Source organism: Micromonospora cremea (assembly GCF_900143515.1).
Lineage (GTDB): Bacteria > Actinomycetota > Actinomycetes > Mycobacteriales > Micromonosporaceae > Micromonospora > Micromonospora cremea.
In genome coordinates this window covers 1,190,033-1,209,920 of sequence record NZ_FSQT01000001.1, presented here as the reverse complement: position 1 = coordinate 1,209,920, position 19,888 = coordinate 1,190,033, and the positions used below count along the sequence as shown (strand labels likewise).

At 72.8% G+C, this 19,888-nt stretch carries 23 protein-coding genes and 1 pseudogene; 10 read left to right on the top strand and 14 right to left on the bottom strand.

Annotated features, from left to right (window positions below; all coding sequences use genetic code 11):
• Positions 1–97 precede the first annotated feature (97 nt).
• Entirely contained in the window at positions 98–880 is a 783-nt protein-coding gene (locus BUS84_RS05335; protein WP_074309232.1) for a DedA family protein, read from the bottom strand.
• 153 nt (positions 881–1,033) lie between these two features.
• Here BUS84_RS05335 and BUS84_RS05330 point away from each other — a divergent pair, with 153 nt between their 5' ends.
• The gene (locus BUS84_RS05330; RefSeq protein WP_074309230.1) at positions 1,034–1,864 is read left to right on the top strand and encodes an MOSC domain-containing protein; all 831 of its coding nucleotides are present in this window, start codon (positions 1,034–1,036) and stop codon (positions 1,862–1,864) included.
• Between the two features lie 50 nt (positions 1,865–1,914).
• On the opposite strand, the gene BUS84_RS05325 is transcribed toward BUS84_RS05330, so the two are convergent.
• On the bottom strand, positions 1,915–2,526 hold the full coding sequence (locus BUS84_RS05325) for a TetR/AcrR family transcriptional regulator (protein WP_074309228.1): 612 nt from the start codon (positions 2,524–2,526) through the stop codon (positions 1,915–1,917).
• 116 nt (positions 2,527–2,642) lie between these two features.
• Between BUS84_RS05325 and BUS84_RS05320 the strand changes: the two genes are divergently transcribed.
• Together BUS84_RS05320 and BUS84_RS05315 are read left to right on the top strand one after the other, a co-directional pair.
• Entirely contained in the window at positions 2,643–3,509 is an 867-nt protein-coding gene (locus BUS84_RS05320) for an SDR family oxidoreductase (RefSeq protein WP_074309226.1), read from the top strand.
• 104 nt (positions 3,510–3,613) lie between these two features.
• Positions 3,614–4,024 (top strand): VOC family protein, encoded by a 411-nt coding sequence (locus tag BUS84_RS05315; RefSeq protein ID WP_208869528.1) that lies wholly within the window; start codon positions 3,614–3,616, stop codon positions 4,022–4,024.
• A gap of 15 nt (positions 4,025–4,039) precedes the next feature.
• On the opposite strand, the gene BUS84_RS05310 is transcribed toward BUS84_RS05315, so the two are convergent.
• Complete coding sequence (locus BUS84_RS05310; RefSeq protein ID WP_074309225.1) at positions 4,040–4,915, bottom strand: alpha/beta fold hydrolase; 876 nt, start codon at positions 4,913–4,915, stop codon at positions 4,040–4,042.
• 73 nt (positions 4,916–4,988) lie between these two features.
• Between BUS84_RS05310 and BUS84_RS05305 the strand changes: the two genes are divergently transcribed.
• On the top strand, positions 4,989–5,552 hold the full coding sequence (locus BUS84_RS05305) for a GNAT family N-acetyltransferase (protein WP_074309223.1): 564 nt from the start codon (positions 4,989–4,991) through the stop codon (positions 5,550–5,552).
• On the opposite strand, the gene BUS84_RS05300 is transcribed toward BUS84_RS05305, so the two are convergent.
• The 6 genes from BUS84_RS05300 to BUS84_RS05275 form a co-directional block, all read right to left on the bottom strand.
• On the bottom strand, positions 5,526–6,152 hold the full coding sequence (locus BUS84_RS05300; protein ID WP_074309221.1) for a histidine phosphatase family protein: 627 nt from the start codon (positions 6,150–6,152) through the stop codon (positions 5,526–5,528). The two genes, BUS84_RS05305 and BUS84_RS05300, sit on opposite strands and share 27 nt — an antisense overlap.
• 33 nt (positions 6,153–6,185) lie before the next feature.
• The gene (locus tag BUS84_RS05295) at positions 6,186–7,646 is read right to left on the bottom strand and encodes a serine/threonine-protein kinase (RefSeq protein WP_244298392.1); all 1,461 of its coding nucleotides are present in this window, start codon (positions 7,644–7,646) and stop codon (positions 6,186–6,188) included.
• A gap of 114 nt (positions 7,647–7,760) precedes the next feature.
• The gene (locus BUS84_RS05290) at positions 7,761–7,964 is read right to left on the bottom strand and encodes a hypothetical protein (protein WP_244298391.1); all 204 of its coding nucleotides are present in this window, start codon (positions 7,962–7,964) and stop codon (positions 7,761–7,763) included.
• A 2-nt stretch (positions 7,965–7,966) separates the two neighbouring features.
• Complete coding sequence (locus BUS84_RS05285) at positions 7,967–9,010, bottom strand: LacI family DNA-binding transcriptional regulator (RefSeq protein ID WP_244298390.1); 1,044 nt, start codon at positions 9,008–9,010, stop codon at positions 7,967–7,969.
• A 188-nt stretch (positions 9,011–9,198) separates the two neighbouring features.
• Positions 9,199–10,080, bottom strand: coding sequence for a helix-turn-helix domain-containing protein (locus BUS84_RS05280; RefSeq protein WP_074312140.1), 882 nt, complete (start codon positions 10,078–10,080; stop codon positions 9,199–9,201).
• Positions 10,081–10,225: 145 nt separating this feature from the next.
• Positions 10,226–10,465: a DUF397 domain-containing protein gene (locus tag BUS84_RS05275; RefSeq protein ID WP_074309213.1), complete on the bottom strand. Its 240-nt coding sequence runs from the start codon at positions 10,463–10,465 to the stop codon at positions 10,226–10,228.
• Positions 10,466–10,730: 265 nt separating this feature from the next.
• Here BUS84_RS05275 and BUS84_RS05270 point away from each other — a divergent pair, with 265 nt between their 5' ends.
• The gene (locus BUS84_RS05270; RefSeq protein ID WP_074312138.1) at positions 10,731–11,381 is read left to right on the top strand and encodes a GGDEF domain-containing protein; all 651 of its coding nucleotides are present in this window, start codon (positions 10,731–10,733) and stop codon (positions 11,379–11,381) included.
• A gap of 36 nt (positions 11,382–11,417) precedes the next feature.
• Here the strand turns inward: BUS84_RS05270 and BUS84_RS05265 are convergent.
• The 4 genes and pseudogenes from BUS84_RS05265 to BUS84_RS05250 all read right to left on the bottom strand — a co-directional run.
• Positions 11,418–11,996, bottom strand: a pseudogene (locus tag BUS84_RS05265) (phosphotransferase family protein); the annotation flags it as partial.
• A gap of 509 nt (positions 11,997–12,505) precedes the next feature.
• Positions 12,506–12,979, bottom strand: coding sequence for an SRPBCC family protein (locus BUS84_RS05260; protein WP_143728239.1), 474 nt, complete (start codon positions 12,977–12,979; stop codon positions 12,506–12,508).
• Positions 12,963–13,307, bottom strand: coding sequence for an ArsR/SmtB family transcription factor (locus BUS84_RS05255; protein ID WP_074309209.1), 345 nt, complete (start codon positions 13,305–13,307; stop codon positions 12,963–12,965). The genes BUS84_RS05260 and BUS84_RS05255 overlap by 17 nt, the downstream gene beginning before the upstream one ends.
• Positions 13,308–13,519: 212 nt before the next feature.
• Complete coding sequence (locus BUS84_RS05250) at positions 13,520–14,011, bottom strand: type II toxin-antitoxin system PemK/MazF family toxin (protein WP_074309205.1); 492 nt, start codon at positions 14,009–14,011, stop codon at positions 13,520–13,522.
• 95 nt (positions 14,012–14,106) lie between these two features.
• Here BUS84_RS05250 and BUS84_RS05245 point away from each other — a divergent pair, with 95 nt between their 5' ends.
• From BUS84_RS05245 to BUS84_RS05225, 5 genes are all read left to right on the top strand, one after another.
• Positions 14,107–14,544 carry an OsmC family protein gene (locus tag BUS84_RS05245; RefSeq protein WP_084757222.1) on the top strand — a complete coding sequence of 146 codons (438 nt, stop codon included), beginning with the start codon at positions 14,107–14,109 and terminating at the stop codon, positions 14,542–14,544.
• Positions 14,537–15,052: an NUDIX hydrolase gene (locus tag BUS84_RS05240; protein ID WP_208869527.1), complete on the top strand. Its 516-nt coding sequence runs from the start codon at positions 14,537–14,539 to the stop codon at positions 15,050–15,052. The genes BUS84_RS05245 and BUS84_RS05240 overlap by 8 nt, the downstream gene beginning before the upstream one ends.
• 45 nt (positions 15,053–15,097) lie before the next feature.
• A complete protein-coding gene (locus BUS84_RS05235) occupies positions 15,098–16,336 on the top strand; it encodes a serpin family protein (protein ID WP_074309204.1) in 1,239 nt (412 codons plus the stop codon).
• A 278-nt stretch (positions 16,337–16,614) separates the two neighbouring features.
• Entirely contained in the window at positions 16,615–17,031 is a 417-nt protein-coding gene (locus BUS84_RS05230) for a YciI family protein (RefSeq protein ID WP_074312130.1), read from the top strand.
• The gene (locus BUS84_RS05225; RefSeq protein WP_143728238.1) at positions 17,031–18,245 is read left to right on the top strand and encodes an RNA polymerase sigma factor; all 1,215 of its coding nucleotides are present in this window, start codon (positions 17,031–17,033) and stop codon (positions 18,243–18,245) included. Before BUS84_RS05230 ends, BUS84_RS05225 begins: the two co-directional genes overlap by 1 nt.
• Before the next feature lie 337 nt (positions 18,246–18,582).
• On the opposite strand, the gene BUS84_RS05220 is transcribed toward BUS84_RS05225, so the two are convergent.
• Positions 18,583–19,650 carry an FUSC family protein gene (locus tag BUS84_RS05220; RefSeq protein WP_244298389.1) on the bottom strand — a complete coding sequence of 356 codons (1,068 nt, stop codon included), beginning with the start codon at positions 19,648–19,650 and terminating at the stop codon, positions 18,583–18,585.
• Between the last annotated feature and the right edge of the window lie 238 nt (positions 19,651–19,888).

Sequence of the window (19,888 nt, the reverse complement as noted above, 5' to 3'; positions counted from 1 at the left end):
GGGATCCGCGCCACCCACGCCATCGTCGTGCACGCGCATCCGGACCCACCCCTCCCGTACCCCGATCTCGACCGTGACCAGGGTAGCGGCGGTCGGCCTAGCGCTCGTCCGAGGCCCACGAGCCGCCACGGTAGAGGGTGCCCCGACCGTCCGGGTCGGGTACGCCGCGCTGGTCGAGGCCGTCGAAGCCGGCCGGCTCGGGGTTCCGCGGGGCGCGGCGGGCCCGCAACACGCGGGACCCGACGAACCAGGCGACGGCCGCCACACAGGCCACGATCACCACGTTCTGGAGCACCCCGACGTACCCCTCGACGAGGTGCCAGTTGTCGCCGAGCAGGTAGCCGGCGAGCACGAACGTGGTGTTCCAGATCAGGCTGCCCAGCGTGGTGTAGAGCAGGAAGGTGCTCACCGGCATCCGCTCCACCCCGGCCGGGATGGAGATCAGGCTCCGGAAGATCGGAATCATCCGGCCGAAGAAGACTGCCTTCACGCCGTGTCGGAGGAACCACGCCTCGGTCCGGTCCACGTCGCTGAGCTTCACCAGCGGCAGCCGGGCCACGATGGCCCGCATCCGGTCCCGGCCCAGCGACGCGCCGATCAGATAGAGCGCCAGCGCGCCCAGCACCGAGCCCAGCGTGGTCCAGAAAATCGCACCGATCAGGCTGATCCGGCCCTGCGCGGCGACGAACCCGGCCAGCGGCAGGATCACCTCGCTGGGGATCGGCGGGAACAGGTTCTCCAGCGCCACCGCCAGGCCGGCGCCCGGCCCGCCGAGTCGTTCCACCAGGTCACTGACGTAGCCGACCATTCCGTCCTGGGGCGGTTCGGCCGCAGCGGCGGGGGTTCCGGTGGCGAGCACGGCGTGGGACGTTCGAATCATGCCCCCACGCTACGAAGTGATCCTGAGAGTCGACCATGAGGTGGACCGCCCGGGCGCGCGGGTCGGCCACAGCGGCGAGGGTGTGGAGAACCGCACCCCGCCACGGCTCGCGGTGGCGCAGCCGCTGTGCGCACCCCGGACTAGGGCGGCGGGATGATCTCCGGACGGCTGGTGCAGCTGCGGCGGTATCCGGTGAAGTCGTTGCTGGGAGAACGGCTGCCTGCCGCCGAGGTCGGCGAGACCGGCATCGCGGGCGACCGGGCGCTGGCCCTGCTGGACCGGGCCACCGGTCGGGTGGCCAGCGCGAAGCAACCCCACCGCTGGCGCACCCTGCTCACCCTTCGCGCGGCCGGCGCGACACCCGACCGGGTGCGGATCACCCTGGCCGACGGCCGGCACCTGTCGACCTCGGATCCCGACATCGACGCGGTGCTCTCCGCGGCGGCGGGCCGCCCGGTGACGCTGGTCGACGCCGTACCGGCCGGCGCCACGCTGCTGCGGTCCCACCCGGACGCGGTGCTGGCCGCCGGCTCGGCGGACGAGGTCGCGGCGGACGAGAGCCGGCTCGGGTCGGCGGCGCCCGGCACCTTCTTCGACTTCGCTGCGATCCACCTGGTCACCACCGCGACCCTCGACCGCATCGCCACGGACCTGCCACCCGGAGCCGGGACGGTGGAGCGCTACCGGCCCAACCTGGTGCTCGACACGGTCGGGGACGCCTTCGCCGAGAACGGCTGGGTCGGCCGGGAGCTGCGGATCGGCCCGGACCTGGTGCTCGCCGTACTCGCGCCGACGCCGCGCTGCGCGGTGCCGACGCTGGCACACGGCCCGCTGCCCCGGGAGACCGGGGCGCTGCGGGTACCCGCCCGGCTGAACCGGGTCGAGCCGCTACCCGGCCTGGGTCCGGAGCCGTGCATCGGCGCGTACGCCCGGGTGGTCCGTGCCGGCCGGGTGGCGGAGGGCGACCCGGTCACGGTCGGCTGACGCTCGCCTAGCCAGCGGAGGGCGCTCGCCCGGCTGGATCGTCGGCCGGGCTACGGCTCGCGCGGCCGGAGACCACGCAGTGCCGTGTCGACCACCTGGTCGGCGTACTCGGAATTCAGAGGCCCGGTGCGCTGGAGCCACCGGTTGAGGACCGGGCCGAACAGCATGTCGACGGCCACGTCGAGGTCGATGTCCTCGGCCAGCTGGCCCGCGCGTTGGGCGGCGCGCAGGCGGTCCTTCTTCAGCTCCCGCATCGGCTCGTCCAACCGCTTCGCATAGTCGGCGGCCAGGGCGGGATCGTGGACGATCTCGGTGTGCAGGGCGCGCATGGGTTGGTCGTAGCGCGGATCGTTCAGCTCGACGACGGTGGCCCGCAGGACCAGCTTCAGGTCGGCTGCCAGGTCGCCGGTGTCGGGCAGGGCGCCGGTCTGGCCGTCCTCCCCCTCGGTGGTGAGGGCGAGGAAGGCGTCGAACAGCAGCGCACCCTTTGACGGCCACCAACGGTAGATCGTCTGTTTCCCGACGCCAGCGGCGGCGGCTATGCCCTCGATGCTGAGTTTCGCGTATCCCACCTCGCCGACGAGGTCGAAGGCGGCGGCGAGGATTGCTCGCCGCGCCGTCTGGCTGCGACGGCTGGCGTCGGGGGCAACCTGCTTGGGCACGCGACCAATCTAGCAAAGAAGAGACGAGACGGTCCGTCTTGACAGGCGGCTCCAGGCGGGTAGAGTCAGGCAGCAACGAGACGGGACGGTTCGTCTCGCACGGCGGAAGGAACCCTATGGAAACCTCAGGCACTGCCGCATCCCGGGTCTGGTTCATCACCGGGGCCAGCCGTGGCCTCGGCCGCGCCTTCACCGCGGCCGCGCTCGCCGCCGGTGACCGGGTCGTCGGCGCCGCCCGCGATGTCTCGCCGCTCGACGACCTCGCCGCCCGACACCCCGGCCGCCTGCTGACGCTGCGCCTGGATGTCACGGACCGCTCGGCCGTCTTCGACGCCGTCGGCCAGGCGGTCCAGCACTTCGGCCGGCTCGACATCGTCGTGAACAACGCCGGGGCGCTCTTCGCCGGCATGGTCGAGGAATTCAGCGAAGCCGAGGCCCGTGCTCAACTGGACCTCAACTTCTTCGGCGCGCTCTGGGTCAGCCAGGCCGCCCTGCGGACGATGCGGGCCCAGGGCTGCGGGCACATCGTGCAGATCTCCAGCATCGGTGCGCTCGGCGGTTTCCCCAGCACCGGCCTCTACAGCGCCAGCAAGTTCGCGCTGGAGGGCATGAGCGAGGCGCTGGCCGCCGAGGCCGCCGGGTTCGGGGTCAAGGTCACCATTGTCCAGCCGGGTGGCTACTGGACGGACCTCTACACCAGCAGCAGGGCGACCACCCCGGACCCGGCCTACGATCCACTGCGCGCGGAGTTGGAGAAGCAGTGGGCGGAAGGGTCGATCGACAGCGAACCACGGCTGGCCGCCGAGGCGCTGATGACGCTGGTCGCCAGCGACGACCCGCCGCTGCGGCTACTGCTGGGCAGCATGGTCTACGACCTCGCCTTCGACATCTCCCGCCGGCGCATGGACACCTGGGCCGGCTGGGAGAAGGTGAGTCGTCGGGCGGAGAAGGCCGTCCCGGCACCGGCCGCCGAGCTGACCTGACCGCTGCCCGATGAACAGCGCCGCGGATCGCGTTGTCCAGGGGCATGTCGTACGGCTCGGGCAGGATCGGCCGCATGGGCCCACTTCCCGCTCGACTGTCCGTCGTGACCCTGGCTGCGCGCGACATCCGCGTGCTGCTCTCGTTCTACCGTGCGCTGGGCTGGCCCGAGCTGCCGTCCAGTGACGACGGCTGGTCGGCCTTCCTGCTGGGCGGCGTCCTGTTCGCGCTCTATCCGCTGCCCGACCTGGCGGCCGAGGCGGCGCCCGGCGTGTCCGATTCGGCCGGCGGCTGGTCCGGTGTCACCCTTGCCTGCAACGTCGACAGCCGCGCCGAGGTCGACGCGGCCTTTGCCGCGGCCGTCGCGGCCGGCGCGACGGTGGTGGCCGAGCCGACCGACCGGTCCTGGGGTGGGCGCTCGGCCTACATCGCCGACCCTGAGGGCAACCGCTGGGAGATCGCCTGGGCGGGCACGGCCCGCTTCGACGAGCGCGGCGCCCTCATCTCCTTCGGCTGAGTCCTGTCTCCACGGTCAGCCGGCGTCCAGCACCTCGCGCAGCCTCGCCGCGAACTCCTCGGGCTTGCCCGCGTAACCGAACTCACCACCGAGGAAGCCGCCGTGGTGGCTCGGGAACACCACGGCCTCCTGGCCGAGCAGAGCCGCGGTGCCCAGGGCCGTACGGGCGGTGTACGTCCCCGCCGACTCCTCGCCGACCGCGATCACGATCCGGGTCGGTGCGGCGGTGAGCCGGCCCGCGTCGGGCCGGTAGTCGGTGATCGCCCACGAACTCTGCGACAGCAGCGGGTCGTCGCGGGTGCCGTCGTCGTCGGTCGACATGCCGAACATCGCCGGGTCGGGCGCGGGCTGGGCGAAGTACGCATCGGTGAACTCGCCCTGCCAGGACGTCATCGCGATGAACGCGGCCATGCCCGCGCCGGTGCCCTTCGCCTGGTACGCCTCGTAGAAGCCGGCCCGGGCGCGCTCGGCGGCCGTGGCGTCGGGGAGCACCGCGTTGATCGGCGGCTCGTGCGCCACCAGCGTGACGACGTCGCCGGGGTGGGTCGCGACCAGTTCGAGCGCGGTCACCGCACCGCCGCTGCTGGCGAACACGTCGACCGGACCGGCGTCGAGCGCCTCGATCAGCAGGTGCAGGTCGGCCGCCTGCTGCTGCGGCGTGTGGTCGGACCGGCCGTCCGTGCGGATGCTGCGGCCCAGGCCACGCGGGTCGTAGGTGACAACCGTCCGGTCGGTGAAGTGTGCGGCCAGCGCGGTGAAGCCCTCCGCCGTCATCGGCTGCCCGATCATGAGCAGCGCGGGACGCCCACCGGACGGGGGTAGCGGGCCGCGGACGTCGTAGACCAGGTCGACGCCGGGTACGGCGAGGGTGTGTGTCTGCGTTGTCGTCATGCCGGTGAGACTACGGCCGCCGCCACCGGATCGGGGTGCTCTGTGTACGGCCCCGGACCGATACCGTCGCAGGATGCCCGAGTTGATCGCTCCCACCGTCCGCCTGCACGCCGCCTGGCTCGATGCGCATGACGAGTGGGGTCCCGGCCTGCACGAGGACGGTTTCGGGTTGCGGGAGTCCGACGAGGTGCGCTCGCCGGACGGGTTCGCGGCCTGGGTTTCCCGGGTGGCGGACAGGTCGGATCCGGCAAGGCCGTTGGACGCCGGCCAGGTGCGGTGCACGTACCGATGGATCGTCGAGGGCGACCGGGTGCTGGGCGGGATCGCGCTGCGGCACGAGCTGAACGACTACCTGCTGCGGGTCGCCGGCCAGGTCGGCTATGGCATCCGGCCGTCCGCACGCGGGCGTGGGCTGGCGACCTGGGCGCTGGGGCGGATGCTCGGCGAGGCCCGGGCGCTGGGGCTGAATCGGGTGCTGGTCGTCTGCGTGGTGGACAACATCCCCTCGGCCAGGACGATCGAGCACCACGGCGGTGTCCTGGAGGCCATCCAGGACACCGAGCTCGGCGCCGCGCGGCGGTACTGGATCACGCTGCAGGCCACTGGCACGTCAGCCGGTGTCGCCGAAGCGACGTAGCGTCCAGCGGGCCGGCGGCCAGCGGGCGGCGTCGTCCCTCGTGGTCCATTCGGTGATCGAGGCCGGGGCCACGTCCAGGTCGAACGCGCGATAGAGCGGCTGAGCGGCGAGCGCGTGGAAGGCGCTTTCGACGGTCTCGGTATGCCCGACCAGGATCACGGTGGTGTCCCGGTGCCGATGTGCGATTTCCGTGATCGCGCGGCTGACGCGGGCCACCAGCTCGGCCCAGCTTTCGTTGCCCTTCTCGAAGGGCCGGAACAGACCCCCACCCTCCGCGGCGTGGTCGGCGCGGAAGCGGATGGTCGGCATCCCGTCGGCGTACGGCGGCGTGTGCCAGGTGCACAGCCCGCAGTCCGCTATCGGGCGGACGCCGAACGCGTCGGCGATCGGCTGCGCGGTCTCGACGGCCCGGCGCAGCACCGACGAGTACACCGCCACCGATCTGTCGGCGGCGCAGTCGCCGGCGAGCCGCCTGGCCAGTGCGCGTGCCTGATCCCGACCCAGCTCGGTCAGGCCCTGGCAGCCATGCGGGCCGCCCACGATTTCCGTGACCTGGTGGACCGACTCGCCGTGACGTACGAAGATCAGCCGCGTCCGCATCGGACCATCATGCCAGCGGCGCTGATGGATGTGTCAGTAGTCGTTGCGACCGTTGGAGAGCGCCCGGGCCTGGGTGAGCAGGGCGTCGAGTTGGGCGCCCGTCCGCGCCGGTAGCCGCTCCCGGTCCACCAATTCGTCGATCCGTTCCCGCAGGTCGGCGATGCGCCTGTCGCGGTCCTTGGATCGCCGGTTCAGGTCGGCCAGGTCGTCGCGCAGGTCCTCGGCGGTGTTCCGGTCGATCTCGTCACGGGCCTGCGCCTCGGTGAGCACCGCCGCGAACTCGGCGCTGACCTCCCGCAGGCTGATCGGCATCTGCTGGCCGACCGTCGAGGGCACCGAGCTGCTGGGCGGCGAGGACGGTGCCGCGGGCGTCGGCGACTGCGTGGTGGGTGAGGGCGCTGGGGCGGCGCCCGACGGCGGGTTGGAGGCCTGCGCCGAGCCGGGAGAGTCGGGCGGGTTGAGGCCCTGAGCGAGCAGGGCGCCGATGCCGATCAGCGCGGCGAGGCCGGCCGCGGTCAGCACGGCGAGGGGCCGCCGTGACCGGCGCTGGCGTGGTGCGGCACCGACCGGCGCGGGGTGGGGGCGGACCGCCGAGCGATCGATCAGGGTGGGCGGGTGGGCCGACTGGGCGGCCGGCAGGATGCGCAGCAGCTCGGTGGGCGGCTCGACCGGCTGGCCGGCACCGAACCGGGTGGCCAGTTGCGCGGCGGTCGGTCGGCGGGCCGGGTCGGCGGCCAGGCAGGCGACGGTCAGCTCGGCGATGTCGGCCGGCAGGCCGGGCACCCGCAACGGCGGCACCGGAGTGCCCCGCCGGTGCACCTCCAGCGCGTCCTCCCAGGTCTGCACGGGCAGCGGCGCCTGCCCGGTGAGGGTGCGGTAGAGCAGCGCGCCGAGGGCGTACACGTCGCTGGCCGGGTCGGGTGGGCCGGCGGTCAGCCGCTCCGGGGCGAAGTAGGCCGGTGTGCCCATCAGCGGCTCACCCGCTTGGCCGCCGAGGGTGTGGTGCGGGCCGCCGAGCGCGGCGATGCCGAAGTCGAGCACCTTGGCGCCGGTGTCGGTGAGCATGACGTTGCCGGGTTTGACGTCGCGGTGCACCACGCCGATCCGGTGCGCGGCGGCCAGCGCCGCGGCGATCTGCCCGGCCACCCGCACCGCCTCCGGCCAGGGCAGCGGCCCGGTCCGGAGCCGGTCGGCCAGGTTGTGCCCCTCGACCAGCTCCATTACCAGGTACGGCACCACAGCGCCTCCGGCCAGGGTCGCCTCGGCGTAGTCGTACACCTGGGTCACGTGCGGGTGGGTGAGCCGGGCCGCCGCGCGGGCCTCGCGCTGGATGGTGGCCCGCAGCTGCGGATCGGTGGCGAGCTGCCCGGCGAGCACCTTGACGGCGACCGGCCGGCCGAGCACCTCGTCGTCGGCCCGCCACACCTCGGACATGCCACCGAGGCCGATCCGCTCGTGCAGTACGTAGCGGTCGTGGAGACGGAGAGTGGGCATGAACGGCGACATGGCCTCACCAGTCTGCCTGGCCGCGCCCCCCTCGACCACCCGCGACGCCCGGTCCCGGCCCGCTTATCCCGTGCGTACCGAAATGGCTGGTGTGCCGGTTGGCTAGGAGCAGTGGGGGGCGGTGGGCATTGGTCGCGGCTGGATCCGGTCGGCGAGCCTGCGCAGGGCGAGCGCGGTGGCCTGCCGGGTCGGGGCGAGCAATGCCGGGCGGGCTCGCTCGACCTGGACCGGCGCGTTCGGTCGGGCCGAGTTGACGTGTCGGTTCATCGCGTCCAGGGCGGTGAGGTATCCGGTGGGGTGTTCCATGGTCAACTCCTCGGGACAGGTCCGGTGGAGGTCCGGACGACGAGTGCGGTGGGCAGCAGCACATGACCGGCCGCGGCGTCCGCGGGCGGGTTGAGCAGCAGTTCGGCGGCGATCCGGCCCTTTTCCTCGGCCGGTTGCCGGACGGTGGTGAGGCCGGCCGCGGCGGCCTCGGGGACATCGTCGAAGCCGGTCACCGAGACCGGCGGACGGTCGCCAGCCGGTCGCTCGGCCAGCGCGTCCAGCACACCGAGGGCGAGCACGTCGGAGCCGGCCAGCACGGCGGTCGGCGGCGTGGGCCCGTCGAACAGCCCGGCGACGGCCGCCGCGCCAGCCTGGCGACTGTTGCCCGGGGCGTTGACCAGGGTCAGCTCGGCCCAGCCGACGCCGACCTCGGCGAATGCGTCGGCGAACCCCGCGAGCCGGCCATGGGTGGTCGGGTGCGGCACCTGGTCGACCCCGGAGAGGGTGAGCGGGCCGGCCGGCGCGTCGGGCAGCACGGAGTCGGCGAGCAGGGCCACCCGTCGGTGGCCGAGGCCGGCGACGTGCGTGGCCACGCTGCGGGCCGCGGCCCGCTCGTCGATGCCGACGAACGGCTCGTCGGGGCCGGCGTCGTCGCGGGCGGCCGTGCTGACGAACGGCAGCCCGCGGGCCCGGATCACCTCCAACGCCCACTCCTCGTCGGTGACGCAGTAGACGCAGAAACCGTCGACCGCGGCGTTCTCCACCGCGCGACGGGCATCGGGCTCCGCCCGTGACAGCGGGACCAGCAGCATGCTGGTGCCGTGCCGCTGGGCGGCCTCGCCCACGCCGGCAAGGAAGCGGACCGCGAACGGGTCGGTGAAGGCGTACGACAGCTGCGAGGTGAACAGCACGCCGATCGAGCCGACGAAACCGCGGCGCAGGGAGCGGGCGGTGGGGTTGGGGCCTGGGTAGCCGAGCTGCCGGGCGGCGCCGAGGATCCGCTCGCGCAGCGCGGCGGAGAGCTGGTCGGGGCGGCTGTAGGCGTTGGAGACCGTGCTGCGGGAGACGCCGACTGCGTCTGCCACGGCTTGCAGAGTTGGCTTCACCGGCACCTCTCTGTATCGATCCAGTCTGTATCGATCCAGAGACTAGCCGAACCCGTCGGCGGCGGTCAATACCAGACATCGGCCGGGCCCCGACCGTGGCGGGGGCGAGCCACAAGACGTGCACGATCCAGGCCAGGGGCGCCCTCAGGCGCCGCCCCGACCGGCGGTCACGCTGGGTAGAGGTCCTCCAGCAGGCGACCGAGAATCTCCGGGGTGCGCTCCGGCGGCTCGGCCTCGACGCAGAGCCGTTCCATGGCCACCGCGTAATAATCCAGGTCGTCACGCTTGTCCAGGTAGATGGCGCTGGTGAGCTGTTCGATGTAGACGATGTCGGGCAGCTCCTGGTCGCCGAAGCGCAGGATGGTGAACGCCCCACCGGCGGCCGCGTGACCACCGGCGGCGAACGGGATGACCTGGAGACGGATGTTCGGCGACTTGGTCGCCTCGATGAGCGCGGTGAGCTGACCACGCATCACCTCGGCACCGCCGATCGGGCGGCGCAGCGCCGCCTCGTCCACGACCGCCCAGAGCTGCGGCGGGTGCTCCCGGTGGAGCAGCTGCTGACGCTGCATCCGCAGGGCGACCCGTCGGTCGAGCTCGGCCGGACCGGCCGCGCCGTGCCCGAGCAGCACGACCGCGCGGGCGTACTCACGCGTCTGCAACAGCCCGGGTACGAACTGCACCTCGTAGGTGCGGATCAGCGCCGCCGCTGCCTCCAGGCCCAGATAGGACTGGAACCAGCTCGGCAGGACGTCGCCGTAGCGGTGCCACCAACCAGGGCTGTTGGCGTCCCGAGCGAGCTTGAGCAGCGCCTCGCGCTCCTGCTCGTCAGTGACCCCGTAGAGAGTGAGCAGGTCCGCCACGTCGCGTTCCTTGAAACCGACCCGGCCCAGCTCCATCCGACTGATCTTGGATTCGGAGGCCCGGATCTCCCAGCCCGCGCCTTCCCGGGTCACGCCGCTGGACTCCCGCAGCCGGCGCAGTTGGGCACCGAGCAGCATGCGCAGCACGGTCGGCCCGGTTGTCGGGCCGCCCTCGGCGGGAACCATCGTCACGTGCGGACCTCCGGATACCGACCAGCTTGGTCGGGCACCGCGGCCCGGCCGACGTGTAAGCATGCCATGGACCGACAGTGAGGCGAACTCCCCGGACCGGTGGATCAGTCCCATCGCCGGGATGGTGTACGGAGACCGCTCAGTTGATCAGATGATCGAAGTCTCCGTCCCGCGCGCCGAGCACGAAGGCGGCGATCTCATCCACCGTGTAGATCAGCGCCGGCCCCTCCGGATGTCGCGAGTTGCGCACCGCGATGCCGGCTCCCCCGGGCAGTTCGGCGAGCTCGACACAGTTGCCGCTGGGGTTGCTGCGGCGACTCTTCTGCCAGCTCAGCGGTGGCAACTGATGGATCGGAACGCCATTCGGTGGCTGCTGCATGAGGGCGTCTTTCTGCTCACGAGCCCGCCGGTGGCCGTGGGAGGAGCGGTGACGGCGAGGGGTGCGGTATCGACATCGGACGGTGCTGCACGTGCATCTGCTATTGCATCTGCATCGGACGGCGAGCATGATAACGCACGTGATCGGTGCCGACCCGTTCACGTTGAGTTACCCCTGCTTGGGCAACCATCGGGGGAAACGGGCCCGACTCGGCGCACGCCGTGTCGGCCGGAGGCTGGAGGCGGTCGCGGCGATGGGAGGGTTCGTGCCGGATCCGATGAGTGTCGCCTCCGGCATCTGCGCTGCTGGCGCGCTGCTCTCCTCCTGGCAGCTACGGCGGCGGGCGCTGCGCGCCGAGGCCGAGATCGGGCACCTCCAGGCCGAGCTCGCCGCCGAGCGGCACGCCGCCAGCCACGACCCGCTCACCGGGCTACCCAACCGGCGTGCCTTCTACCGCCTCGCCTCCGCCCTGCTCACCGACGCCGCCGGGCAGCCGTTGATCGCCATCGTGCTCGACCTGGACGACTTCAAGCAGATCAACGACCGGTACGGGCACGCCGCCGGCGACCAGGTGCTGATCAGCGTCGCCGAGCGGCTGGCCGGTTTCGCCGGGGACAACCTCGTCGCCCGCCTGGGCGGAGACGAGTTCGCCGGGCTGCTGGCCAGCCCGACCCTCGACCGGCGCTGGATCGAGCACGCCACCCGGCGGCTCAGCGAGACCGTCGCCGCCCCGATCCGGCTCAGCGGGGTCAGCGTCCAGGTGACCGCCTCCGTCGGGCTCGCCCCGGTGACGGGCCCGGCCCAGCTCACCGACGCGCTCAGCCGCGCCGACGCGGCCATGTACCAGGCAAAGAGCCTCGGCGGCAACCGATCGCCCCGCCAGCTCGTGGACAGCGTCCGCCTCGCCGAGTGCTGACCGCTCCGGCGTCCGCCCGCCGGGCGGGGTCCGCGCTCAACTGGGTCGGCCGAGGTCGCGCAGCGCCGCGTCGGCGAGGGTGACCAGACCGACCGGCGACACCAGTCCCCGCACGATCCGGGCCGCCCTCGCCCGGTCGACCGAGTTGGCGTCGGAATCCAGCGCCTGACGGGTCCAGTCGGTGAGGTCGTCGAGCGCACGGACCGCGAGGAACCAGGCCAGGCGGGTCGGGTCGATGTCGACCCGGCCGTAGCCGGCGAGCACGGCCACCTGCTGCTCGGCGGTGATCGGCGCGAAGGCGAGCACCCCGTCGGTGATGAACATCAGGTCGCACTCGGGCGGGGCGAGCACCGCGTCGTCCCAGTCGATCAGCCAGACCTGGCCGTCGGTGCCGAGCAGCAGGTTGCCGAGGTGCGGGTCGCCGTGGCACACCACCACTGGGCCGGGCCGGTCGGCGACGTGACGCTCGACCCCGCGCACCAGTGTGGACACCCGGTCGGCCGCCGCGGCCCAGACGGTCGCCAGCTCGGCGACCAGCGGACCGGCGGCGTCGGCCCGGTCCGGGTCGCGCAGCCGCTCGGCCGTCGCGCGGGTCGGCCACGATCCGGGGGTACGCCGCCCCGCCGGGCGGCAGCAGCCGCGCCAGCTCCTCGGTCACCGGCACCGCGTGCACCGCGGCCAGCACCTCGCCGTAGGCGCGCCAGTGCGCGTCGGACATCGGGACGTCGAGCGCCCGCTGGTCGGAGACCCACGGCACCACCGAGAGACGGCGGCCGGCGTGCTCGCCGTACAGCCGCCCGTCGCGGGTGCGCAGCGGCGCGGGAACACCCGGCACTCCCTGCTCGGCGAGATGCGCCGTCACGACCAGCCCCGCCGGAGTGCCGCCGCCGCTCAGTTTCACCGCGTACCCGGTGCCGTCGGCGGTCCTCGCCTCCCACAACCGGGCGTGCTGGTCGGCCCCGTGCGTCACCTCGTCGATGCTGGTCAGGTCGGGGCCGAAGTCCGTGCGGACCCAGCCGGCCACCTGACGCGACGCGTCCTCGATCACGCGCACACGATGCCACCGGGTGCGCCACCCGGCCCACCCGGATTTACCGGTCGCGGCCCGGGTGGCGCGTCCCGGGTCAGCGCAGGGTGGCGAGGTACCGGTCCAGTGCGGCGTAGGACTCGGCGGCGCCCTGCGCCATGCCGGACTCGGCCATGCCGTCGCGCTGCTCGGTGGTGTCGAACCGGGTGGTGCTGGTGACGGTGGTGCGGCCATCGTGCTCGGTGAAGACCAGCGTCTCCACCGCCACCTGACCGGGCATGCCCTCGTACTCGAAGGTCTGCACGATCCGCTCCGGCACCACGATCTCTCGGAACTCACCGCGGAAGGCGTACTCGTTGCCGTCCTCGGCGTGTTCGACGTTGCGGTAGCCGCCGCCCTCCCGGAAGTCGATCTCGACGTCGATCGGGTTGCCCCGCCCCCACCAGTGCTTCAGGTGCTCGGCCTGGCTGTGCGCGGCGTAGACCAGCTCGCGCGGGGCGTCGAAGGACCGGGTGAGAGTGATCTCCCGGTCGGACGGCATGTCGATGATGAGGTCACGGGACTTGTCCACGGTTCTTCTCCTTCAGGTCGCGCAGGTAGTCGTCCAATGTGTCGTAACGGGCGTCCCAGAGCCGGCGGTACTGCTCGACCCACTCGGCCAGCGTCCTCAGCGGGGCCGGGTCGAGCCGGCAACGCCGCCACTGCGCCTCGCGGGTCCGCACGATCAGCCCGGCGCGCTCGAGCACGTTGAGGTGCTTGGAGATCGCCTGAACGCTGATCGGGAACGGCTCCGCCAACTCGTTGACCGTCGCCTCGCCGGTCGCCAGCCGGGCCAGGATGGCCCGACGGGTCGGATCGGCCAGAGCGGCGAACACGGTGCTGACCGGATCTGTTGTCATGTGTCGCTCTCAACCATCTGGCTTATTAACCGACGAGTTGAATATACAGCTCAACGCGGTTCCGTCAACACCTTCCGGAAGAAGCCTGAATGTCCGCGTGGTTCGCCCGACAGCCGCCGAGCAGCCAATACCCGCCGTCGGGACGCGCCGGGAGGGCGGTCCGAGCCGCGAGCCGGCCTGACGGCCCCTCGCGGCGAGCGGGGTCGGTGCGGTCAGCGCCAGCCGTAGCCCGCGCGCAGGGCCTGCCCGACCCGGTCGAACCGAGGGCGGTCCAGCACGGCGCCCTCGCGGCGGATGCTGTCCTCGCGCATGGTGAGCACCCGGTCCAGCCGGACCCAGCTCGGCCGGTTGTCCCGGTCCCAGTCACCGGGCCCGAGCGCGAACCAGTGCCGCTGCCCGTCCCGCTCGCTCTGGCTGGACAGCATCAACCCGAACAGCGTCCGGCTGTGCCGTCCGACGACCAGCACCGGCCGGTCCTTACCCTGCCGGGGGTCGTCCTCGTACGGCACCCAGGTCCAGACGATCTCCCCGGGGTCGGCCTGGCCGTCCCGCTCCGGGGCGTAGGTCAGCTCGCGCCGCTGCAACGCACTCACCTGGCGACGGCGAGCCACCTGCGCCGGGGCGGGCCCGGTACGTCGCGGGGACGGAATCACCGCGCCAACCCGGGAGATGCGCGCCGCCACGTTCCTCAACAGACCAGCCACGGCGGGCAGCCTACCGGTCCCCACGCCGGCCACCTGGCCGGGCCGCGTTGCGGCACACTGGTGCCCGGCAGCGGGACGACGCGGAGGTGCTCCCAGTGACGATTGAGGTGCGTACCAGCACGCTCCCCGGGACGGCGACGGCGCTCGGTTCCGCCGGGGCGTACACCCTGGTGGTGGACCGGCCCTCGGACGCCGGCGGCGGCGGGCTCGGGTTCAACGGCGGCCAACTGCTCTACCTCGCGGTCGCCGGTTGCGTCTCCAACGACCTGTTCCGGGAGGCGCGGGCGGCCGGCCTCGACCTGCACCGGGTCGAGGTGACGGTGCGCGGCGACTTCACCGGCGAGCCGGCGGTGTCCAGCGAGGTCCGGTACGACGTCCGCGTCGAGGGCGATGCCCCGCCGGAGGTGCTCCGCGCTCTGGTCGAGCGGGTGGACGCGATCGCCGAGATCCCCAACTCCCTGCGCGGTGGCACCCCGGTACGGCTGGGTCGCACCGTGATCGCTGGCGCCGGGCTGCGGGGAACCAATGATTGAGCTGCCGCGCGACCTGCCGATCCTGGAGCGACGCGCGGTGCGGGTGGTGGTCCTCGACCACGCGGACCGGGTGCTGCTGTTCCACACCCGCGACCCGGACCGCCCGGCGCGGGGCACCTGGTGGGAGCTGCCCGGCGGCGGCATGGACCCCGGGGAGACGTACCACGACACGGCGGTGCGGGAGCTGCGCGAGGAGACCGGCATCGCGGTCACCGGCGACCAGGTGGGCGCGCCGACCTGGCGTCGGCGGGCGACCTTCCTGCACCGTCAGTTGCGCCACGTCCAGGACGAGGTGGTCGTCGCGGTACGGCTGGACGGCCCGGGCCCGGACGTGGACGAGACGGACCGGCTCGACTACGAGCTGGAGGACTACTTCGGCTTTCGCTGGTGGCCGCTGGCGGAGGTGGTGGCCAGCTCGGCCAACTTCTACCCGGGGCAGCTCCCCCGGCTGATCACGCCCTTCCTGGCCGGTGAGGAGATCGACGAGCCGTTCGAACTGTTCTCGTGACTTCGGCCCCCTGCCCCGGTGAGGCGGTTGGGGCAGAGTGGAGGCATGACGAGCGACCTGCACAGCCCGCTGTCCCGGTACGCCGACAACCTGCACGCTGAGATCGGCACCGAGCACCACGTCGCCTCACCGCTCGGCGCCTGGCTGCTGCTCGCGCTCTGCGCGACGACCGCGACCGACCGCGCCGACCGCCCGGCGGCCGAGGGGCTCGCGGAGGCCCTCGGCACCGACCTGACCAGCGCGGCCGAGGTGGCCCGCGCGCTGCTGGACGCGCCGCATCCGCTGGTCGCGTCCGCCACCGCGCTCTGGCACCGGCCGGGTCAGGGCGACGGCGGGTCAACCGACTGGCGGGCGGCACTGCCGGCGACGACCGAGGTCGGCCCGCTGCCCGACCAGGCCGGGTTGGACGCCTGGGCGCGTGAGCACACCCTCGGCCTGATCGAGAAGTTCCCGCTGCGGGTCGGGCCGGACGTGGTGCTGGCCCTGGCCAGCGCGCTGGCGACCCGGATCTCCTGGGCGGACCCGTTCGAGATCGCCGACGCCGGGGCGCTCGGCCCCGGCAGCGCTTGGGCGGGCAGGCTGCGCCGGGTGCTGCGCAGCCCGCGCCGCGGCCACCGGGGCGCCATCGTCTCGACCGCGCGGGCCGGTGACGTGATCGTGCACGCCGCGCCCGCCCAGGCGGCCGACGGCGCGGGGCTGGTGGTCGTCTCGGTGGCCGCCGAGCCGCACGTGCCGCCGGCCGAGGTACTGGCCGCCGCGTACCAGCTCAGCGCCGGCGTGGCCGACGGCGCGGAGCCGCCCGGCCGCCGCTCGCTGTTCGACCTGCCGCTCGGCGACGCTCCCCTGTGGACGCTGCGCGAGGAACGGGTACGCACCCGGGCCCGCGACGGCCGCGAGGAGCGGCACACGGCGGTGCTCCCCTGCTGGTCGGCCCGCAGCGAGCACGATCTGACCGCGCCGGCGCTCGGCTTCCCGGCCGCGTCCGCGGCGCTGGCCACGGCGCTGGCCCTGCCGGTGCAGGACTTCGAGGCCCGGCAGGCGGCGATGGCCCGGTTCGGCCGGTACGGCTTCGAGGCGGCTGCGGTGACCGGCATGTTCGAGCTGACCAGCATGCCGCCGGAGGGCCTCGCCCGCACCGCCGAGCTGCGCTTCGGCCACCCGTACGCGGTGGTCGCGGTCGCCACCGACCAGCGGGCCGGCGACGCGACCGGGCCCTGGCACGGGATCCCGGTCTTCTCCGGCTGGGTCGCCGAGCCGGAGGAGCTACCGGAGGCCGACGCCTGAGCCGGGGCGTTTCCGTGCACGGTGACGAAGCGCGAAACGCCGCTGAAGATTCCCGTCGCCCTCTCTTCAGACCGGTAGCGGAAAGATAAGCTTTCTGATCAGCAGGGCGTCCGCGTCAGCCATCGCTCACCGGCCGGTCTGACGGGCGAGACGCGGGTCGGAGGGATCGGCTGCGTCGCGGCGAGAGATTTCTCCGGGGCACTGTCGATCCGCGGGCCGCTCGTTCGACGTGAGGGTGCGAGGGCCGAGTGGCGGCCCCTCCGAACGAGGAGAACGCAATGCCGAAGTACCTGCTGATCATGCGAGGCACCGACGAGTCGAACGCGGCCATGATGGCCAACGTCGACGAGATGATGGCCACGACCCGCCAGTTCATCGAGGAGATGGTCAAGGCCGGCGTTCTCCTCGCTGCGGAAGGGCTGGACGATCCGGGGCAGGGCGTCGTGGTCGACTTCAGCGGCGAGGCCCCGGTGGTCACGGACGGGCCGTACGGCGAAACCAAGGAACTGTTCGGGGGCTTCTTCCTGCTCGACGTCGCCTCGAAACGGGAGGCGGTCGAGTGGGCCAAGCGGGTCCCGGCGGCCCCCGGGTCCAAGATCGAGGTCCGGCGGGTGCCCGGGGAGGACGAGGTCCCGCAGGAGAACGGGAAGTTCGTCAAGCAAGGGGTCTTGCGCGAGAGCAGCGGCCAGATCTGATGGGTACGGCCGACGTCGAGGCCGTCTGGCGGATCGAGTCGGCGCGGATTGTCGCCGCGCTGACCCGGTTCACCGGCGATTTCGGGCTGGCCGAGGATGCGGCCCAGGAGGCGGTGGCTGAGGCGCTGGTGTCGTGGCCGCTTGCCGCTCCGGCCAATCCGGCCGGCTGGCTGATGGCCACGGCCCGGCGGCGGGCGTTCGACGCGATCCGCCGCCGGGCCGCCCTGCAGGACCGGTACGCCCTACTGGCGGCCGGCCCGGCGGTCGACGACGACATCGACCTCGACAGGATCGACGACGACGTCCTGGCGCTGATGTTCGTCAGCTGCCACCCGGTGCTCTCCCGCGAGGCTCGGGTGGCGCTGACCCTGCGCGTGGTCGGCGGCCTGTCCACCGAGGAGATCGCACGCGCGTTCCTGGTGCCTGTGCCGACCGTGCAGGCCCGCATCACCCGCGGCAAGAAGACGATCGCGGCGGCCGGGGTGCCGTTCGAGCTGCCGGCGGCCGGCGAGCGCCGGGAGCGGCTGGGCGCCGTGCTCAGCGTCCTCTACGTGATTTTCACTGAAGGGTCGACGGCCACGTCGGGCGACCGGCTGCTGCGCCCTGACGTCGCGTACGAGGCGATCCGGCTGGCCCGCACGCTGGCCGCGCTGCAGCCGGACGAGCCGGAGGTGCACGGCCTGCTGGCGTTGTGCGAGCTGACGGCCGCGCGCTTCCCAGCCCGGACCGGCGCAGACGGTTCGCCGGTCCTGCTGGAGGACCAGGACCGGCGGCGGTGGGACATCTCGGCGATCCGCCGTGGGCTGGCCGCGCTGGCCAAGGCATCGACTCGCGGCCTCGGCCCCTACGGCCTGCAGGCCGCGATCGCCGCCACCCACGCGTCGGCGCCCTCGGTCGAGGCAACCGACTGGGACCGGATCGTGGTGCTCTACGAGGCACTCGGCCGGGTCGCAACCTCGCCGGTGGTCGAGCTCAATCGGGCCGTCGCCGTGGCCATGGCCTCGGGTCCGGTGCAGGCCCTGGCCATCGTGGACGAGCTGATCGCCTCGGACCGGCTCCCCGGTTCGCATCTGGTTCCGACCGTACGCGGTGAGCTGCTGGCCCGCCTCGGCCGGCGACCGGAGGCGCGCGCCGAGCTGGAGCTGGCGGCCCGGCTGTGCGCCAACCAGCGCGAACGCTCAGTGCTGCTCCGCAAGGCGGCCACGCTGGGCTGACTTCTCCAACTCGGCAAGTCGGGATTCGAGCGCGGCCCGGATGCCGCCGATCGCCTCGCCCGACGGCCAGGCGCGGCGGCGGCTCCGCCATGCCGGCACCGGACGGTTGCCTGCCCATCTTCCGGCGTGGCCCCGCTTGACCTTGACACAGTGACAAGCTCTTCAGTCGTCACCAGGCTCGACGCCTGCTCGGCGAGCACCGGACCGACCGAATATCGCTGCTGACCCATTTCGCGGCGCTGGGCGAGGAGGCCGCCGGCGATCTCGCCGGTCTGGGCCCGGACATCCCGTGCGCGATCTGGTCGAGCGTTTCACCGGGTGGGCCTCGGCCCGTAACTCACTCAGGCGTACCACCCGCCCGAACGGAGTCCTCGCCCTGCTGCACCGCATGGCGTACCTCTTCGTTCGCGGTTGTCGCGTCACACCCGGTGGCGCGAAGGAGGTCGCTGGCGGCGGTACGCACCTGGGTCACCACCGCGTCCCCGAACTCGTCGATTCCCTGGGCCCGCGTCCGGCCGGCCCGGTAAGCGGCGGCGCGTACCGCGTGGCGGGTCCTCTCGGTGGGGCGCCCGGCGCGATGCTCACGGCGCAGCAGCTCGACAGCGTCGGCGAGTTGTCCGACGCTGTCGGCCAGGTCGGCGGGAATCCGTTCGTTGTACTGCAACGCCAGCGCTGACCGGCGGGCCACTCCCCGACTGTGCTCGATGACTCGTTCCACCTGCTGGCTCGCGCGTGCGAACCGCTCCACATCCTGACGGCGCAGCCAGCGGGCCGGCGCGAGGCTGACGACCTCCTCGGCGCCGCTGAGTGCCTCGTGCATCCGGTCGAGGTCCGGTCCCATGCCGCGTAGGGTGTCCAACGCGCGAACCGCCCGCTGTTGATCGCTCGTCGTGAGCGCTGCGGAAACCTCCCGTAGCTGACGGGCGAGGCAGTGGAAGATCGGGGCCGCGTCACGGTCGAGGATCCGCATCGGGTTCAGCGGCACCAGCAACGCGACCACCACGAGGCCCACCACTCCGCCGACCATCGCCTCCACGATTCGCGGCCATTCCAGGTCCTTCTGCGCTGGCGCCAGGGTCGCGAGCAGCACCGCCGTACCGCCGGCCTGGCCGACGGCTGCCCCGCTGCGCCCAAACAGCACCAGTGTGGCGAGGATGGCGCATCCGACGACGAATCCGGTCTGCCAGAACCCGGTGCCCAGAAAGGACAGCAGGAAGTCGGAGGTGGCGATGCCAAACCCGACTCCGAGCAGCAGTTCGACCGTGCGATGGGCACGCTGTCCCAGAGCGGCGACGATCGTGCCCACCGCGGCGGAGGGGGCGAAGATCGGCGCGGGGTTGCCCAGCAGATCGTGACCTATCGACCAAGCCAGAGCCGCGGCGAGTCCGGCCTGCACCGAGATCACCAGGGCCGCTTCCAACTGACTTAGCCGCAGTCGTCCCGCCCGGCCACCTCGACCCCGAACCCGAGCAGCAGTCGCCTTCGCACGCGCCACCAGCCGGTCACGCCATCTCGGGCTGGTGCCCGGCCGGCGGCGGCCATCAGGATTCACCGAGCACTCGTACCACGGCGCCGCTCGGCAGATCCGGCCAATCCCCAAGATGATCTTGTGCTCGGTGGCTGCCACCGCAGTGCCGTGCGGC

What these genes read in the sequence shown, in the direction of transcription:
- BUS84_RS05335 (WP_074309232.1), bottom strand. Translation starts at nt 880, where the DNA reads ATGATTCGAACGTCCCACGCCGTGCTCGCCACCGGAACCCCCGCCGCT.
- BUS84_RS05330 (WP_074309230.1), top strand. Translation starts at nt 1,034, where the DNA reads ATGATCTCCGGACGGCTGGTGCAGCTGCGGCGGTATCCGGTGAAGTCG.
- BUS84_RS05320 (WP_074309226.1), top strand. Translation starts at nt 2,643, where the DNA reads ATGGAAACCTCAGGCACTGCCGCATCCCGGGTCTGGTTCATCACCGGG.
- BUS84_RS05310 (WP_074309225.1), bottom strand. Translation starts at nt 4,915, where the DNA reads ATGACGACAACGCAGACACACACCCTCGCCGTACCCGGCGTCGACCTG.
- BUS84_RS05305 (WP_074309223.1), top strand. Translation starts at nt 4,989, where the DNA reads ATGCCCGAGTTGATCGCTCCCACCGTCCGCCTGCACGCCGCCTGGCTC.
- BUS84_RS05300 (WP_074309221.1), bottom strand. Translation starts at nt 6,152, where the DNA reads ATGCGGACGCGGCTGATCTTCGTACGTCACGGCGAGTCGGTCCACCAG.
- BUS84_RS05295 (WP_244298392.1), bottom strand. Translation starts at nt 7,646, where the DNA reads ATGCCCACTCTCCGTCTCCACGACCGCTACGTACTGCACGAGCGGATC.
- BUS84_RS05290 (WP_244298391.1), bottom strand. Translation starts at nt 7,964, where the DNA reads ATGGAACACCCCACCGGATACCTCACCGCCCTGGACGCGATGAACCGA.
- BUS84_RS05280 (WP_074312140.1), bottom strand. Translation starts at nt 10,080, where the DNA reads ATGGTTCCCGCCGAGGGCGGCCCGACAACCGGGCCGACCGTGCTGCGC.
- BUS84_RS05275 (WP_074309213.1), bottom strand. Translation starts at nt 10,465, where the DNA reads ATGCAGCAGCCACCGAATGGCGTTCCGATCCATCAGTTGCCACCGCTG.
- BUS84_RS05255 (WP_074309209.1), bottom strand. Translation starts at nt 13,307, where the DNA reads ATGACAACAGATCCGGTCAGCACCGTGTTCGCCGCTCTGGCCGATCCG.
- BUS84_RS05240 (WP_208869527.1), top strand. Translation starts at nt 14,537, where the DNA reads ATGATTGAGCTGCCGCGCGACCTGCCGATCCTGGAGCGACGCGCGGTG.
- BUS84_RS05235 (WP_074309204.1), top strand. Translation starts at nt 15,098, where the DNA reads ATGACGAGCGACCTGCACAGCCCGCTGTCCCGGTACGCCGACAACCTG.
- BUS84_RS05230 (WP_074312130.1), top strand. Translation starts at nt 16,615, where the DNA reads ATGCCGAAGTACCTGCTGATCATGCGAGGCACCGACGAGTCGAACGCG.
- BUS84_RS05225 (WP_143728238.1), top strand. Translation starts at nt 17,031, where the DNA reads ATGGGTACGGCCGACGTCGAGGCCGTCTGGCGGATCGAGTCGGCGCGG.